The 16927-nt window shown below is 58.8% G+C and carries 16 protein-coding genes; 5 read left to right on the plus strand and 11 right to left on the minus strand.

Annotation, left to right across the window (positions count from 1 at the left end; genetic code table 11):
- Positions 1-194: 194 nt before the first annotated feature.
- The gene (locus PMI18_RS07950; protein WP_007904194.1) at positions 195-1973 is read left to right on the plus strand and encodes an acyl-CoA dehydrogenase C-terminal domain-containing protein; all 1779 of its coding nucleotides are present in this window, start codon (positions 195-197) and stop codon (positions 1971-1973) included.
- A 227-nt stretch (positions 1974-2200) separates the two neighbouring features.
- On the opposite strand, the gene PMI18_RS07945 is transcribed toward PMI18_RS07950, so the two are convergent.
- Positions 2201-3130 (minus strand): LysR family transcriptional regulator, encoded by a 930-nt coding sequence (locus tag PMI18_RS07945; protein ID WP_007904196.1) that lies wholly within the window; start codon positions 3128-3130, stop codon positions 2201-2203.
- Between the two features lie 169 nt (positions 3131-3299).
- Here PMI18_RS07945 and PMI18_RS07940 point away from each other — a divergent pair, with 169 nt between their 5' ends.
- The 4 genes from PMI18_RS07940 (at position 3300) to PMI18_RS30605 (ending at position 5748) form a co-directional block, all read left to right on the plus strand.
- On the plus strand, positions 3300-4583 hold the full coding sequence (locus PMI18_RS07940) for an aspartate aminotransferase family protein (protein WP_007904198.1): 1284 nt from the start codon (positions 3300-3302) through the stop codon (positions 4581-4583).
- A 252-nt stretch (positions 4584-4835) separates the two neighbouring features.
- A complete protein-coding gene (locus PMI18_RS07935) occupies positions 4836-5192 on the plus strand; it encodes a type II toxin-antitoxin system RelE/ParE family toxin (protein WP_007904200.1) in 357 nt (118 codons plus the stop codon).
- Complete coding sequence (locus tag PMI18_RS07930; protein WP_007904202.1) at positions 5185-5505, plus strand: helix-turn-helix domain-containing protein; 321 nt, start codon at positions 5185-5187, stop codon at positions 5503-5505. Before PMI18_RS07935 ends, PMI18_RS07930 begins: the two co-directional genes overlap by 8 nt.
- A gap of 84 nt (positions 5506-5589) precedes the next feature.
- On the plus strand, positions 5590-5748 hold the full coding sequence (locus PMI18_RS30605) for a YqaE/Pmp3 family membrane protein (RefSeq protein ID WP_007904205.1): 159 nt from the start codon (positions 5590-5592) through the stop codon (positions 5746-5748).
- Positions 5749-5836: 88 nt separating this feature from the next.
- On the opposite strand, the gene PMI18_RS07920 is transcribed toward PMI18_RS30605, so the two are convergent.
- The 10 genes from PMI18_RS07920 to PMI18_RS07880 form a co-directional block, all read right to left on the minus strand.
- The gene (locus PMI18_RS07920; protein ID WP_007904207.1) at positions 5837-7669 is read right to left on the minus strand and encodes a S9 family peptidase; all 1833 of its coding nucleotides are present in this window, start codon (positions 7667-7669) and stop codon (positions 5837-5839) included.
- Positions 7635-8777 (minus strand): pyrroloquinoline quinone biosynthesis protein PqqE, encoded by a 1143-nt coding sequence (gene pqqE, locus PMI18_RS07915; RefSeq protein ID WP_162131376.1) that lies wholly within the window; start codon positions 8775-8777, stop codon positions 7635-7637. The genes PMI18_RS07920 and pqqE overlap by 35 nt, the downstream gene beginning before the upstream one ends.
- A gap of 4 nt (positions 8778-8781) precedes the next feature.
- Positions 8782-9057 carry a pyrroloquinoline quinone biosynthesis peptide chaperone PqqD gene (pqqD, locus tag PMI18_RS07910; protein WP_007904212.1) on the minus strand — a complete coding sequence of 92 codons (276 nt, stop codon included), beginning with the start codon at positions 9055-9057 and terminating at the stop codon, positions 8782-8784.
- Positions 9054-9806, minus strand: a complete 753-nt coding sequence (pqqC, locus tag PMI18_RS07905; protein WP_007904213.1) for a pyrroloquinoline-quinone synthase PqqC — start codon at positions 9804-9806, stop codon at positions 9054-9056. Before pqqC ends, pqqD begins: the two co-directional genes overlap by 4 nt.
- A 129-nt stretch (positions 9807-9935) precedes the next feature.
- Entirely contained in the window at positions 9936-10847 is a 912-nt protein-coding gene (pqqB, locus tag PMI18_RS07900; RefSeq protein WP_007904214.1) for a pyrroloquinoline quinone biosynthesis protein PqqB, read from the minus strand.
- An 84-nt stretch (positions 10848-10931) separates the two neighbouring features.
- On the minus strand, positions 10932-11006 hold the full coding sequence (pqqA, locus tag PMI18_RS30610) for a pyrroloquinoline quinone precursor peptide PqqA (RefSeq protein WP_009045898.1): 75 nt from the start codon (positions 11004-11006) through the stop codon (positions 10932-10934).
- 156 nt (positions 11007-11162) lie between these two features.
- Positions 11163-13601, minus strand: a complete 2439-nt coding sequence (gene pqqF, locus PMI18_RS07895; RefSeq protein ID WP_007904215.1) for a pyrroloquinoline quinone biosynthesis protein PqqF — start codon at positions 13599-13601, stop codon at positions 11163-11165.
- Between the two features lie 38 nt (positions 13602-13639).
- A complete protein-coding gene (locus tag PMI18_RS07890) occupies positions 13640-14434 on the minus strand; it encodes a carbon-nitrogen hydrolase family protein (RefSeq protein WP_007904216.1) in 795 nt (264 codons plus the stop codon).
- A 12-nt stretch (positions 14435-14446) separates the two neighbouring features.
- Positions 14447-16129: a flavin monoamine oxidase family protein gene (locus PMI18_RS07885; protein WP_007904218.1), complete on the minus strand. Its 1683-nt coding sequence runs from the start codon at positions 16127-16129 to the stop codon at positions 14447-14449.
- A 215-nt stretch (positions 16130-16344) separates the two neighbouring features.
- The gene (locus PMI18_RS07880) at positions 16345-16806 is read right to left on the minus strand and encodes an Lrp/AsnC family transcriptional regulator (protein ID WP_007904219.1); all 462 of its coding nucleotides are present in this window, start codon (positions 16804-16806) and stop codon (positions 16345-16347) included.
- Positions 16807-16927 lie beyond the last annotated feature (121 nt).

A 16927-nucleotide genomic window follows, 5' to 3' on the forward strand; every position in this document is an offset into this window, starting at 1 on the left:
CGACCTGTAGGAGCGAGGCTTGCCCGCGAATGCGTTCTGACAGGCGAGAACGATCTCAGCTGAAATACTGGTGACTAAAAATAACAAAACAGTCACTAGTAGACCCTATGTGTCGTAAAAGTTGTTGAGGTACACTCGGACACAACGAAATCACTATTCTACGAACCACCTGTTTAGATCTTGCGAGGTTTGCCATGGCTGACTACAAAGCGCCCCTGCGCGATATGCGCTTCGTCCTCAATGAAGTTTTCGAGGTCGCCAAACTCTGGGCCGAACTGCCTGCGCTGGCCGAGACTGTCGATGCTGAAACGGTCGAAGCCATTCTCGAAGAAGCCGGCAAGGTCACCAGCAAAAGCATCGCGCCCCTGAGCCGTGCGGCTGACGAAGAAGGTTGCCATTGGGCGGACGGTGCCGTCACCACCCCGGCCGGTTTCCCACAGGCTTATCAGACTTACGCTGAAGGCGGTTGGGTTGGTGTCGGTGGTGATCCGACCTACGGCGGCATGGGCATGCCCAAGGCGGTTTCGGCGCAGGTTGAAGAAATGGTCAACTCTGCGAGCCTGTCGTTCGGTCTATACCCGATGCTGACCGCCGGCGCCTGTCTGTCGATCAACGCCCACGCCAGCGAAGAGCTGAAAGCGGCGTACCTGCCGAACATGTACGCCGGTGTATGGGCCGGTTCCATGTGCCTGACCGAGCCGCACGCCGGTACTGACCTGGGGATTATCCGTACCAAGGCCGAGCCTCAGGCCGACGGTTCCTACAAAGTCAGCGGCACCAAAATCTTCATCACCGGCGGTGAACACGACCTGACCGAAAACATCATTCACCTGGTACTGGCCAAACTGCCGGACGCACCGGCGGGGCCGAAAGGCATTTCGCTGTTCCTGGTGCCGAAGTTCATGGTCAATGCCGATGGCAGCCTGGGCGCGCGCAACCCGGCAAACTGCGGTTCGATCGAACACAAGATGGGCATCCAGGCGTCCGCGACCTGCGTGATGAACTTCGACGAAGCCGTGGGTTACCTGGTCGGCGAGCCGAACAAAGGCCTGGCGGCGATGTTCACCATGATGAACTACGAGCGTCTGGGCGTCGGCATCCAGGGCCTGGCCACTGGCGAGCGTTCGTACCAGAACGCTATCGAGTATGCTCGCGACCGTCTGCAAAGCCGCTCGCCGACCGGCGCGCAAAACAAAGACAAGGTCGCTGACCCGATCATCGTCCACCCGGACGTGCGTCGCATGCTGCTGACCATGAAAGCCTCGAACGAAGGTAGTCGTGCCTTCTCCACTTACGTGGCGATGCAGCTGGACACCGCCAAGTTCAGCGAAGACGCCATCACCCGCAAGCGCGCAGAAGACCTGGTTGCATTGCTGACCCCGGTGGCCAAGGCATTCCTGACCGATCTGGGTCTGGAAACCACGGTTCACGGCCAGCAGGTGTTTGGCGGTCACGGCTACATTCGTGAGTGGGGCCAGGAGCAACTGGTTCGTGATGTACGGATTACTCAGATCTACGAAGGCACCAACGGTATTCAGGCGCTGGACCTTGTAGGACGCAAGATCGTCGGCAGCGGCGGGGCGTTCTACACACTGTTCGCCGACGAGATTCGTCATTTCACCGCGACAGCCAATGCTGACCTGGCGGAGTTCACCCAGCCGTTGAATGATGCAGTGGACACCCTCGACGAACTGACCGCGTGGTTGCTGGACCGGGCGAAAAACAACCCGAACGAGATCGGCGCGGCGTCCGTCGAGTATCTGCAGGCATTCGGCTACATGGCCTACGCCTACATGTGGGCACTGATGGCCAAGGCAGCTTTCGGTAAGGAAGCGCAGGACGATTTCTACGCGAGCAAACTCGGTACGGCGCGGTTCTATTTCGCACGTCTGCTGCCGCGTATTCACTCGTTGAGCGCGTCGGTAAAGGCGGGCAGCGAATCACTGTTCCTGCTGGACGCAGGACAATTCTGACCCGTTAACGTTATGTAAGCATTCTCTTACATAACGTGCTGCTGTTTTCCCATAGGCGAAGATTGGATCCAGAGCTAATCTACTTCACATGGACGTCGCGCAGGAAGCGCAAAGCAACAACACGGACACGTAGGATTCTGCCAGGACGGCGGAGTGAAATGGATGTCAGGGAAACAGTCTGCAAAGCCCCGCTTCGGCGGGGTTTTCTTTTGCCTGGAAAAAAGTGCTCAGCTCACTCCGTCCAGTGTCGCCGGACCATTCAAGTGGTCATCCGGCCCATTCATCACTTCTTCCAGCAATGTCCGCAACAACGTCAGCGAAGCCTGTTGCCGCTGCACATCCCGACACACCAACCCGACTTTCAGCGGCACTCGCGGTTCGCTCAATGGCTTCCACAGCAAGGCCTGATCGCCATGGGTCTTTTGCGAGCGCCCAGGCAGAACCGTCGCCAGTCGCGTGTGCGGCAGGCTGTCGAGAATCCCCGCCATGTTGTTCAGCTCAGCCTGCACTTGGGGGCGACGTCCCAGATTGGCCAATTGTGCCTGCCAGATCTGCCTCACTTGGAACTCTTCACCCAGTAGCAACATCGGTAACTCGGCGGCCTGGCTCATGGAGACTTTCTTGAATTCGCGCAATGGGTGGTCCGCCGGGATGACAAGGGTCAGTTCATCTTCGTACAACTGCACGCCGTGCAAACCCGGCTGACGGGGCGGCAGGTAACTGATGCCGATGTCCAGTGAACCGTTGAGTAGCCGCCGCTCGATTTCCAGGCCGGTCAGTTCATAGATCTGCACCACCAAATGTGGCTGTGCCTTGCGCACGCGTTCGAGCATTTGCGGCACGAGGCTGGAGTGGACGGTCTGCAGTACGCCGATGGCCAAGGTTCGTAGCGCCTTTCCCTTGAAGTTGCCCAAGGCTTCGCGTGCGCGCTGCAGGCCATCGAGCAAGGGCAGAGCATGGTTGTACAACGTGTGGGCAGCCAGAGTGGGCAGCAGACGTTTGCTGCTGCGCTCGAACAGGCTCACATCGAGGTTTTTTTCGAGTTGGCGAATCTGCTGGGACAACGCTGGCTGGGAGATTGAAAGTCGCTCGGCGGCCCGGCCGACGTGGCCTTCTTCATAGACCGCGACGAAATAACGCAATTGCTTGAAATCCATAAGTAATACTTATCGAAAATGCTGGGAAATCGAAATGGCTCAGTGCCTTGCCTAAGCCTAGTCTAACCGCATCCACAGGGCTTACAGGGCCATAGCGCACGATGAATACCGTTTACGACAATGGTGTTTACATAGGCAAGACAGAAAACCTCAAACGAGGTTTTATCCAATGAATCTGTTCAACCTGCGACGCAAACCACCGAGCCTTGATGACCTGGCGATGGACACCCCCCTGTCGTCCAGAAGCGAAAACTTATCCAGCGAGTGCCTGATGCCCAGTGTCGAACGGCCGAAACAGATTTTCGTGCGGGGCCAAGGCTCATGGCTGTGGGACAGCGATGACCGCGCTTATCTTGATTTCTCACAGGGTGGCGGCGCCAATAGCCTTGGACATAGCCCTTGGGCACTGGTCAAAGCCATTTCGGAACAGGCTCAGTCGTTGATCAACCCAGGTTTCAGTTTGCACAACCGTGGCATGCTCAACCTCACGGAACGGCTCTGTACCAGCACCGGCAGTGACCAGGCGTACCTGCTCAACAGTGGCAGCGAAGCCTGTGAAGCAGCGATCAAGTTGGCGCGTAAATGGGGTCAGCGACATCGCAGCGGTGCTTCGCGGATCATTGTTGCCAGTAAAGGTTGTCATGGCCGTAGTCTCAGGACGATTTCAGCGTCGGACAGTTCGAATCTGACCAACAGATTCGAGCCACAACTGCCGGGCTTCAGTCATGTTCCATTCAATGACCTGCCAGCACTGCATGCGGCCGTGGACGCCCAGACTGTCGCAATCATGCTCGAGCCGATCCAGAGCGAGGCCGGAGTGATTCCCGCCACCGAACACTACCTCAAAGGTGTCGAGCGCCTGTGTCGTGAGCTTGGCATCTTGTTGATACTCGACGAAGTGCAAACCGGCATCGGTCGCTGCGGCAGCTTGCTCGCCGAACAGTCCTACGGCGTGCGGGCAGATATCGTCGTGCTCGGCAAAGGACTCGGCGGTGGCGTGCCATTGGCGGCATTGCTGGCGCGAGGCCAAGCCTGCTGTTTCGAAGTCGGCGAACTGACCGGCACGCATCACGGTAATGCGCTGATGAGTGCTGCCGGTCTTGTCGTCCTCGACAACGTGCAGGACAAGGGCCATCTCGATCATGTGCGGGAGCTTGGTCAGCATCTGCGTGAAGGCTTGAGTCGTCTGGCTCATCGCTACGGTCACGGTGAGTTACGCGGGCAAGGACTGCTCTGGGGTCTTGATTTGTCCGACGATTCGGCTGAGGCCGTAGTCAAGGCTGCGTTGTACGAAGGATTGCTGCTCAACGCCCCGCAACCCGATTGCTTGCGCTTTACCCCAGCCCTCACCGTAAGCAAGGCCAATATCGACGAAATGCTCCTGCGCCTGGCTCGCGCCTTTTCCCGCGTACGCACCGCGCAACTGCAGTGCCGCAAAGGTATTGCGGTCTGATCAGACCCGTCCTACACGAATTCTCGAACCGTCTCGCGGTATAACGCATCGCCCCACGCCTGATTCTTTTGGCGTGGGGCGTTTTTTTGTGGCTACGTTTTGCCAAACGTATCTCGGCGCTTGAGTGATTGCTGGATCAATGGCTTTTTAGTGGGAACCGGCAGGGAGTGCCGGTTCCAGCGGAACAACCTTGTTGAAGAGCTGATTTTGAAATCTATACCACTGAGTGGTATGTTTTGGTAAGGGATGCCGATGTCGCCAAGGCTATTCAAGACAAAAAGTTTTGCGATACAAGCCGGTAAGGCGTGGATCAGTGATGAGGAACTTCGGGAGGCGTTCGCCGAGATGCTCAATGGCCAAGCGGATAATCTCGGCGGCGGAATCTGGAAGAAACGTTTGAATGCCAATCGCCATCGGTCGATTGTTCTGGCCAAGGGTGGGCGTTACTGGATTTATCAGATGCTGTTTGCCAAGCAGGATCGGAGCAATATCAGTCCGACGGAGCTGAGTGATTTACGCAAGCTGGCTAAGTCCTACGCGGGACTGACAGATGTGCAAGTCCGGCGCTTGCTGGACATTAAGGAGTTTTTGGAGATACCTCATGAGTAAAAAATTCAAAAGCGAAGTATTTGAATCGATACACGAATCGGCCAGTGCCTTGTTTACCGTCGGTGCAATCAGCAAGGCGACCATGCGCGAATTCGATGAGTCATGCCTTGCAAGGGTGCCGGACGCGATCCCGGCAGAGCAGATCAAAGCGTTGCGCGAACGCAACAACGTCAGTCAGCCGGTGTTCGCGCGTTATCTGAACACCAGCGCCTCGACGGTTAAGCAATGGGAGGCGGGAGACAAACACCCCAGTGGCATGGCGTTGAAGTTGCTGAGCATCGTTCAGAAGTACGGTCTGGAGATACTGGCTTGAAGAGCCGCAATGAACCCTGAAGATCGCCGCAGGTCGATTAGCTGTATCGTTTCACAAGAGCCAACATCAATCAGGAGCTACCCCATGGATTTTATTCGCATCATCATCGCCATTCTGTTGCCGCCACTGGGTGTGTTTCTGCAAGTCGGTTTCGCTGGAGCCTTCTGGCTGAACATTCTGCTGACGTTGTGCGGTTACATTCCGGGGATCGTGCATGCGGTGTATATCATCGCCAAGCGCTGACATTCACGGCGTCAGGTAAATAGCATTCGCGGGCAAGCCTCTATGTTCTGTAGGAGCGAGGCTTGCCCGCGAACGGCGCGACACGGTTTCAGCCCGCTAGCGCCATCACCCGTCGATAAAACAACCACTCCTGCTCCAGCGCATGGGCCTGATTGCCGGCCTTGCGAAAGCCATGGCGCTCGTCGGCGTAGTAATGCGCTTCGACCAGAATGCCGTTGTCCTGTAGCGCATTGACCATGTCGCGGGTCTGTTGGGGCACCACCACGGCGTCCAGTTCACCCTGAAAGAAAATCACCGGAACGCTGATGTTGTTCGCGTGCAGCAATGGCGTGCGCGCGGCGTAGCGCTCGGCGTCCTGCACCGGGTCGCCGATCAACCAATCCAGATAGTCGCCTTCGAACTTGTGGGTGGCGCGGCCTAGCGCAACGGGATCGCTGACGCCATACAGACTGGCGCCCGCACGAAAGACCTTGTGAAAGGCCAGTGCGCACAACGTGGTGTAGCCACCGGCGCTGCCTCCACGGATAAACGCTTTGTTGCCGTCGATCAGTCCACGTTCGGCGAGGTAGGCCACCACCGCACAGGCATCTTCCACATCCACCTCGCCCCAGCTCAAATGCAGCGCCTGGCGATAAGCGCGGCCATAGCCGCTGCTGCCTCGGTAATTGAGGTCGGCCACGGCGAAGCCGCGTTGCGCCCAATACTGGATTCGCGGGTCGAACATCGGGTAGCAGGCTGAAGTCGGGCCGCCGTGAATGAACACCACCAACGGCGGTTTCGTGTCGTTGGTCATTGCCGGGTAGAAGAAACCGTGGGCCTCGCCCGAGCCGCTCGGATAGCGCAGGGTTTGCGGGCGGCTGATCTGTTCGGCGGGCAGCGGTGCAACACCGCCGGCGAGTGTCTTCACCTGCCGGTTCTGGCGGTCAATGGCGATCACCGCCGACGAACTGACCGGCGAAGCGGCGATGCAGTAGATGAACTGCTCATTCTGTGCGAGATGGCGGAAGCGGCTGTAGTCGCCAGTGAAATCGTCACGGGAACCATCGCCATGACAAAGCTCCAGTCGACCAAAACCACCTTCGGTCCAACTCGCCAGATAAGTGTCTTCGCCCAACGGTAACCAGGTGCAACCACGCAGTTGCCAAGGCGCGGGTCCATGGTCGGCGGCAGCGCTTGGAAGTGGACTCAGACCGTTGCTCGACTCCACCCACGGCTGCCAGAAACCACCGCGATCCGTCAGACAATACAGACGGCTGCTGTCATCGAATCGAGGTTGTTGCAGTGACTCCTGGGCACTATCGCCGGCCACACATCGAGGTTGCGCAAAACTGCGATCGCTCTGGCGTTCGGCAACCATCAGGCGGGTAGCGGTCCACGGTTGATCCGGGCGATTCCACTCGATCCAGGCCAGACGTTGACCGTCAGGGCTCAAGGTCGGTGCCGAGTAGAAATCGGCACCTTCGGCCAGCAGATGAGGCTGGCCGTCAACCAGATCGATCGCCACCAGGCGATGTTGATCGCGGTTCTCTTCCACCGCCAGCACCTGCCCGTCGGCGAATTGCAGATCGCCGTAACGGCATTCACTTGAAGTCAGCACCTCAGGCGCCTCACCGGTCAGCGATTGCCGATACAGCTGCTGATCGGCCTCGTTGACGAAAACCAGCCCGTCATCGGTCAGACAAAACGCGCCGCCGCCATATTCGTACACCCGGCTGCGCACACTGAAGGTGGGCGGCGTCAGGCAACGAGCCTGGCCGTCGCGCCACTGCCAGATCCGGCAGGCGGCATCCTCAGGCCGGTATTCGTTCCAGAACAATCCATGCTTGCCGACTTGCAACTCGGCGAAGTCGATGCCCGCCGCGACAGCCTTGGCGGCGCTCAAGGGTTCAGCTTTTGGCGATGAGGCGTGAGTTTCGTTCATTGCGAAAGGCCAGTTGTTCAATGGTCTGGGTCGCGTGTTCGGCTTCTTCGCGGGCCTTGAGAATCACGCCGTGATGTTCCGACTTGCTGCACACCGGGTCGGCGTTACTCGCGTCACCCGTGAGCATGTATGCCTGACAGCGGCAGCCGCCGAAATCCTTTTCTTTCTCGTCGCAGGAACGGCACGGCTCGGGCATCCAGTCGTAACCGCGAAAGCGGTTGAAACCGAACGAGTCGTACCAGATGTGCTGCATGCTGTGGTCGCGCACGTTGGGAAACTGCACCGGCATCTGTCGGGCACCATGGCAAGGCAGCGCGGTTCCGTCCGGCGTGACCGTCAGAAAAATACTGCCCCAGCCGTTCATGCAGGCTTTCGGACGTTCTTCGTAATAGTCCGGCGTCACGAAAATCAGCTTGCACGGATGCCCTTCGGCTTCCAATTTGGCGCGGTATTCATTGGTGATGCGTTCGGCGCGAACCAATTGTTCTTTGGTCGGCAACAGGCCAACCCGATTGAGCTGGGCCCAGCCGTAGAACTGGCACGTCGCGAGTTCGACGAAATCCGCTTCAAGGGCAATGCACAGCTCGATGATCCGGTCGATCTTGTCGATGTTGTGCCGATGGGTGACGAAGTTCAGCACCATCGGGTAGCCGTGAGCCTTCACTGCGCGAGCCATTTCGAGCTTTTGCGCGAAGGCCTTTTTTGAGCCGGCCAGCAGGTTATTCACTTGCTCGTCGCTGGCCTGGAAACTGATCTGGATGTGGTCCAGACCGGCCTTCTTGAAGTCGCTGATTTTCTGTTCGGTGAGGCCGATGCCGGAGGTGATCAGGTTGGTGTAGAAGCCCAGCTTGCGCGCTTCAAAGATCAGCTCGGCGAGGTCTTGGCGCACCAGCGGCTCACCGCCGGAAAACCCCAACTGCGCCGCGCCCATTTCTCGCGCTTCTCGAAAGACTTTGATCCACTGCTCGGTGGTCAATTCTTTGCCTTGTTCAGCGAAGTCCAGCGGATTGGAACAGTACGGACACTGCAGCGGGCAGCGATAGGTCAGCTCGGCCAGCAACCACAGTGGCAGGCCGATTTCCGGCTTGGGCGGTAACTTGTCTGACACGGAATCAGGCAAGTTCGATCCAGTGCTGAGCACGGGCAACCTCCATGAATTGCTCGATGTCGTCACCGAGCTCAGGCACGTCGGGGAACCGCGCGCCCAGTTCGGCGATGATCGCCGCGACGTCCCGCTCGCCATCAATCAAGCCGCCAATCAGCGCGGCGCTGTCATTCAGTTTGATCATGCCTTCCGGGTAGAGCAACACATGGCCTTTTTGCGCCGGTTCGTACTGGAAACGGTAGCCGGGACGCCATGTCGGAGTTTTGCTGCGATCGAAACTCATAAGGTGATTCCTTTATGCCAGACCCGCTGTTCGGTCACGCTGTGGTACGGCGGGCGGTTCAGTTCGTAAGCCATGCTCATGGCATCGAGCATGCTCCAAAGGATGTCCAGTTTGAACTGGAGAATTTCCAGCATGCGCTCCTGGCCTTCCCGCGTAGTGTAGTGCTGCAAAGTGATCGCCAGACCATGCTCCACATCCCGGCGAGCCTGGCCCAGACGCGTGCGGAAATATTCGTAACCGTCTGGGTCGATCCACGGGTAATGTTGCGGCCAGCTGTCGAGGCGCGATTGGTGGATCTGCGGCGCGAACAGCTCGGTCAGCGAACTGCTGGCGGCTTCTTGCCAACGGGCCCGGCGGGCGAAGTTGACGTAGGCGTCGACGGCGAAACGCACGCCAGGCAGCACCAGTTCCTGAGAGCGCAGTTGATCCGGATCGAGGCCGACCGCTTGCCCAAGGCGCAGCCAGGCTTCGATACCACCTTCTTCGCCGGGGGCTCCGTCGTGGTCCAGCAGGCGCTGAATCCACTCGCGACGAATCTCGCGGTCCGGGCAGTTGGCCAGAATCGCGGCATCCTTGAGCGGGATGTTCACCTGATAATAAAAACGGTTAGCGACCCAACCCTGGATCTGTTCGCGGGTCGCCCGGCCTTCATACATCGCCACGTGATACGGGTGATAGATATGGTAGTAGGCGCCCTTGGCGCGCAGGGCCGCTTCGAATTCGGCGGGGGACATTGCGGTGTCAGTCATTTCGGTTCTCCGGGTACAACCGGTGGATTCTGGTGTATCTGGTGGGACGCCTTCGCGGGCAAGCCTCGCTCCTACAGGTCGGCGTTATCGCTCTGTAGGGGCGAGGCTTGCCCGCGAAGAGGCCATCCGCTACAACACAATGCTCATGCCGTCATACGCCACTTCAACCTCGCGACGGGCGAGCTCCGCACGCTCCGGCGAATCCTCATCGAGAATCGGGTTGGTGTTGTTGATGTGGATAAGCACTTTGCGTTGTTTGGGCAACTGTTCCAGCATTTCGAGCATGCCGCCAGGGCCGTTCTGCGCCAGGTGGCCCATTTCCCGGCCAGTGCGCGTGCCGACGCCACGGCGCTGCATTTCGTCGTCGTCCCACATCGTGCCATCTACCAACAGGCAATCGCTGCTGGTCATGATCTTCATCAGCGCGGCGTCGACCTTACCCAGGCCTGGTGCATAGAACAGTTTGCCGCCGGTGCTCAGGTCTTCGACGATCAGACCGATGTTGTCGCCCGGATGCGGGTCGAAGCGGTGCGGCGAATACGGTGGCGCGGCGCTACGCAAGGGCAGCGGGGTGAAGCGCAGGTTCGGGCAGGCCGGGACGGTGAAGCTCTGATCGAGTTCGATACGGTTCCAGTTCAACCCGCCATTCCAGTGAGTCAGCATGGTGAACAACGGGAAACCGGTGCTCAAATCTTCGTGGACCATGTCGGTGCACCAGACCTGATGCGGGCAACCTTCGCGCAGGCTGAGCAGGCCGGTGGTGTGGTCGATCTGGCTGTCCATCAAGATGATTGCGCTGATGCCGGTGTCACGCAGCGCGCGACCTGGCTGCATCGGAGCGAAGTTCTGAAGCTGGGCGCGGATGTCCGGCGAAGCATTGCACAGCACCCAGTTCACGCCGTCATCGGAAATCGCGATGGACGACTGGGTGCGCGCCTCGGCCCGCAGGCTGCCGTCGCGAAAACCTGCGCAGTTCACGCAGTTGCAGTTCCACTGAGGGAAACCGCCGCCGGCGGCGGAACCTAGAATCTGGACAAACATGGCCGCTCCATCATTGAAAGCTGAAAATAAAAACGCCCCGGCGAGCCGAGGCGTAGCACTGCATTCTCTACCAGACGGCAGAGCTTAGCGGCTTGCGAAGTACATGGTGACTTCGAAGCCGATACGCAGGTCGGTGTAAGCAGGTTTGGACCAGGACATAGAAGCGCTCCTTCAGGTGGATGGGACAGTTGAGACCTATACATATAGTCCACCTCCAGCCGGAGATGTTCAGATAGTTAGGTGGCTATGTTACTCAAAATTACAGAGCGATTGGCCACGAATCTTTGAGAAAGCTAATTGCAGCACCGGTAATGATCATTTTGCCACTTGCCAAAGCGTAGTGGGGCACGGTCCGTTGGCCAGACAGCGCCAGCCACCTTCGGCCTGGTTCAGTCGTTGTGCCGCCGCCAGCAAGGCTGCACGGTCGATCATCAGAATCGCCTGAGGCAGATGTTTCAGGTAATCCGACGAGTGGCCGGACAGTTTGCCATGCCAGAGCAGTTCGGCGGCCTGGGCGTTGGGCAGGGCGGTGTTGTCGAATTGATCGGCCAGGGCTTGGCGTTGAGCAATGAAGGTCGCGTCATCGATGCTTTCGATCATCCCTTCCAATTCGCTGAGGAACTGTTCGATGTGTTCCAGTAAATCCAGGGGCGCGACGCTCGGTGATTGCACGCCAAACAGCAGCCCGGTCTGACCGTTTAACTGGCGTAGTCCGCTGAAAACGGCATACCCAAGTTGCAGCTCCACCCGCAGGCGCTGGTAGAACGGCGTCTGGCACACGTGCGCGAGCAAACGCCAGGCGGCTTCATCGGCGATGTCATGGGTGGCTGTCGGACAAAAGAGCAACAGTGCGTGTTCGCTGGAGGCGGTATCGACGAAGTTCCAGAGATGCTGCGAGCGAATCGACGGAGGCGGCGTCAGTTGACTGTCCGCAGTGCCGGGAATACGACTCAAGGCAAACCCCATCGCCGCTTGTGTCTGGGCAGACAGGCCGGCCGTCAAGCCATCCCAGCGTGCGCTCGACCAGAGTTGCTGCAGCTCATCCGAGACTACGCTGTGCTCATGGCATAGATTGGGCAATGCTTTGAGAAGCTGTCGAATCGGCATCAATGTAACGGCCGCCGGCGCTTCCTGTGAGAAATCGGCATCAGGTTTTGTCAGTTCTTTCAGCGCATGTTCGAGGACTGTCGGCATCGGCTCCTGCAGCCCCGTCATTTTCAACAGCCATTCGTTGCCCGAAGCACTGAAGGAAAAGTCGACACCGGCCTGACGCGCATCTTCGCGCAGCAACCGCAGGTTGTTTTCCAGATTCGACTGAAGGCGGCTGTGAGGTGCGGATTCCAGGCGCCAGCGCAGATAAACCGCACCTTCATCCGTGTTATCCGGCAACGCCTGACTGAACTGCATCGGCGATCGTTCGCGGCGACTGCGTGAGCGATCCTGGGCAAACGTCCGCAGGCCGCGGTGAGCGCTGGTCTGGCCGCGAATCAATCCGGCATTCGGGGCTGGCGTCTCGGCGCGCAAAAACGGGTTGGGGGTCGGCAGTTGCCACTGGCCGGTGAAGTTATCCACAGCGCCGATTTGTTTGAGGATTGCCTTGAGGGCGACGACGCCCTGTTCAGACAACCCGGCTTCAAGCTGTTCGCTGTCTCGTCGGGCCAGTTGCAAGGCGCTACTGACTTGCTGTTGGCGCTGCAGCAGAGCTGCATACTCTTCGCGCAATTCGGCCCAATCCTGATGGGAGGCAAAAAAGCCCAGCCAATCCAGAAGCTGTTCGCCGATCACATTGTCCGGTTGCGTAGCGTGGGCGGGCCGTGTGAATTCGATGTGTAACAAGGCTTGGCCAGCGTAGTGATAGAGCGGCGTGGCTTTCAGGTTGTCCACCAGCCCATGCTCTCGCAGCTGCGCCAACAGGCCGCCGGTTTTTTCGGCGTTCAGCCAGTGGCACAGGAACGCCAGCGCTTCGGGCGATGAGTCGGGCAGTGCTTCGAAGGTGAACAGCAGATCCAGCCGACGTTCTCCAGCCTGTTGATAACTATTGTCTGAAGAATCCATCAACAGGGTGGATTTTGTCTGAGGGACTTTCTCGCCGGAGGGAATAGCGACGGCAAACGACTGTGCCATCCGCTTCAATTCATCGAGATTCTGTGGCCCGGCCAAACTCAGCGTCATCTGCCCGGTCTGGTAAAACCGCTGATAGAAGTCCTTCAGCGCTTGCTGGAATTCGGGTTGCGGCACCGGCAGGCTGTAACGGTTTCCCGCATGAAACGCCCGCAACGGATGAGCCGCCGAGAGTCCATCGTACAGCGCGAACTGTTGTTGGGCCGCCGCATCCCGCGACCAAGCGACAAATTCGGCGTGCAGCACTTCCCGTTCTCGCCGCTGATCGTCTGGATTCATACGCGGATGAGCGAGCATGTCTGACAAACGCTCCAGCCCACCGTTAAACGCCTGAGGCGGCAGCTCGAAAAAGAAGTCCGTCGTACGTTCGCTGGTTCGCGCATTCACCTGCCCGCCATGACTTTGCACGTAGGCCATCAGCCCTTGCCCTGCGGGAAAGCGCTCTGTACCCAGGAACAGCAAATGCTCAAGAAAGTGCGCCAGCCCCGGCCAGGCCAGTGGCACGTCGTGACTGCCGGCAGCGACCCGCAAGGCAGCGGCGCAACGCTTCAAATCGGGAGCATGACGCAGCGTCACCCGCAGGCCATTGGCGAGGGTTTCAGTGTGGAGGCGAGGGTGATTCAGCGCAGGCATGAGCACTTCCAGAACAGAGAAGCGCTAATGCTAGCGGATTAGGGCTTGTTCAGCTCGCCGTATAGCTCGGGACGGCGATCGAGGAAGTAGCGATTGGCGGCGCGGGAATCGATCATCAGCTGACGATCCAGTTCACCGACAATTAACGCTTCATCAAGTCCGGCCTGGGCGATACGGCTGCCATCCGGCGCGGCGATGCTGCTTTGGCCGCAATACTGGATTTCACCTTCGTGGCCGCAATAGTTGGCGTAGGCCACATAACACTGGTTTTCGAAGGCCCGTGCGCGGACGGTGACGTCGGCAATGAAATCGTAGGGAGTCATGTTCGCCGTCGGTACCAGGATCAGCTCGGCACCGTCCAATGCCAGGCGCCGGGCGTTTTCCGGGAACTCCAGGTCGTAGCAGATCAAAAAGCCAAGCTTCCAGCCGTTAAGTTCAACCAGCGGAAACTCATCCGGCCCGGCGCTGAACATCGAGTGATCGAGGTCGCCGAACAAGTGAGTCTTGCGGTAGTTGCACAACCGCTCGCCATTGGCGTCGATCAATTGCACGGCGTTGTAGATCTGCCCGTCTTCGGTACGCTCCGGGTAGCCATACAAAATGGCGATCCCCGTCGTTTTGGCAATGCGCGCGATTTGCTGCGCCGATTCACCGTTGTGCACCTCCGCCAGCACGCTGACCGCATCGATACCGATGTTGTAGCCGGTCAGGAACATCTCCGGCAGCACCAGCAAGTCTGCGCCCTTGGCCTCCAGCGCCAGTTGATGCAGACGTTGCAGATTACCTGCGACATCCAGGGGCAGCGGTGGGCATTGGTAAAGGGCTACGCGCATTTCGGATTCCTCTTACTCGGGCAGGGCGATCGGACCGATCTCGTTGAACACATCTCCTGGACCCGGGTTTTCGGCGTGAGTTTCACCGCCGAAGTGTTTCATGATGCCCCACACCGCGTTGAGCGACGTCTGCACCGCGCCTTCGACCCAGGCCGGCGTCCACGAAACGTCGTCACCAGCGATGAAAATCCCGCGCTGCTCGGCCGGCATGTCGTCCTGCATGAAGTGCGCGTACATGCGCTGATTGTAGCGGTAGTGGCCGGGCAGGGCGCCTTTGAAAGCTCCGAGGAAATGCGGGTCGGCTTCCCATGAAACGGTGATCGGATCGCCGATGATCCGTGCGGCGATGTCGACTTTCGGGTAGATCTTCTTCAATGCGTCCAGCGCCAGTTTCACGCGTTTCTCCACCGGGTGCGGGAGCATTTTCAGGGCGTCGCTCATCCATGAGTACGACAGGCAAATCACTCCTGGCTTGTCGTCGCCATTATCGAACAGGTACGTGCCGCGGGTCAGGCGATCAGTGAGGGTCATGCTCATCAGGTCGCGGCCTGTTTCCGGGTCCTTGTCCTTCCAGAATGGGCGATCGACCATCACGAAGGTTTTCGACGATTGCATGTAGCGGGTGCGGTCCAGGGCCATCCACATCTTTTGCGAGAACAGGCTTTCGTCGCATTCGATCTGGGTGGTCAGCAGCCAGCTCTGGCAGGTGGTCAGTACTGCCGCGTATTCGCGTGTGTCGCCGTAGTTATCGGTGACGGTAAAACGCCCGTTCGGTGCATGGGCAATTTTTTTCACGCCGGAGCGCGGCGCGCCACTGTGCAACGAACTGAGACTGGTGCCTTCAGGCCAATGCACGCAACGCTCCGGCACATGGCGCCAGATGCCCAGCGGCACTTGTTCCACGCCGCCGACTACCAGATGCTGGTGATCGTCGCAGTTGGTCATCACCACGCGGAAGATTTCCAGCATCGAGTTGGGGAAGTCCGAGTCCCAGCCGCCAGTACCGAAACCGACCTGGCCGAACACTTCGCGGTGATGGAACGAGAGCTTGGCGAAGGCTTCGGAGGTGGCGACGAAATCATAGAACGTGCGGTCGTCCCACAGCGGCACCAAGGTGTTCCACAGTTCCTTGAGGCGCGGCACGTCGCGGTCACGGATCGCTTGCTGGATATCGGAGAACTGCGAGCCGGCTTCCAGAGCATCGGCCCAGGCGTCCGCGACTTCCTGGAACAGCGTAGGAAGATCCGCCAGTTTCTGTGCGTAATGAGTTTTGCCTTCCAGATCGATTACCGTGCTGCCCGACGCAGGCGTCAGCGGGTTCGGGAAGGGCTTGGTCTGGAGGCCGAGCTTGTCGACGTAGTGATAAAACGCAGTGGACGACACTGGGAATCGCATACCGCCGAGTTCGGCGATGATGCCTTCAGCGCCGTTGAAGGCCTGGGAGCGCAGACGGCCGCCCATCTTCGAGGCTTCGTAGACGACGGGTTTGAGGCCCAGTTTCATCAATTCGTAGGCGGCCACCAGGCCGGCAATGCCTGCCCCGACAATCGCCACTTCAGCACCGTGATTGTGCGCCGGAATACTGCCCAGCCCGGCCGGGTGTTCGATCCAGTCGTCGAAAGCGAAAGGAAAGTCCGGGCCGAAAACGGTGACCGGTTTTTTACCGTCTGCAGGATGGCGATTGTTCTTGTTCATGGCTGACCTTGCTGGCGACCTGACGCAGAGTGCGCGTCTGAGTATAGGAAAAGATGGCAGCCATTCTAGAGAGCGTAGAACACGTTAATAAGACGCAATGTGTCGTCATTTTGCTAATTACTTGATCAATATGACGACGTATCACTACATGCTGTAGGAGCGAGGCTTGCCCGCGAAGAGGTCCGAGCAAACACCGAAGACCTACCGGCAGAAACTCAAACCGGCTGCCCCCGATCAATCTTGCTGCTCAAAATGATTGAAGTCGTCGTCTTCTCCACGCCGTCCACACTGCCGATCTGATCCAGCAACTGATCCAGCTGTTCCGGCGAGTCGGTGCGCAACCACGCTACATAATCGAATTCGCCACTCACCGCACACAACTGCTGCACCTGCGCCATGGCGCTCAGGCGACGCAGCACTTCCTTGCCGGACCGCGGTTGTACGGTAATCCCGACGTACGCCTGCAATCCGCCATCCACCACCCGTTGCCCCAGGCGCACACCGTAACCGGTAATCACTTTGGCCTTCTCCAGCCGCGCCAGACGCGACGTCACCGTGGTACGGGCGATACCCAGTTGCCGGGCGAGCATGGCCACGCTTTCGCGCGCGTTGATTTGCAAGGCCGCGATCAATTGGCGGTCGATTTCGTCGAGAGCGGGCGGGCGAGTGTCAGGCAAAGGGGCATCTCCAGCGGTACAGAGCAATGGGCAGGCATGTTACAGGCACATCCTGCACGGTGCTCGTGGCGGTTGTCTGGACTAGCCTTGGATGAGGCACGAGCCGTTATTCTCATAGTCG

Origin of the sequence: Pseudomonas sp. GM102 (assembly GCF_000282555.1) — a bacterium.
Lineage (GTDB): Bacteria > Pseudomonadota > Gammaproteobacteria > Pseudomonadales > Pseudomonadaceae > Aquipseudomonas.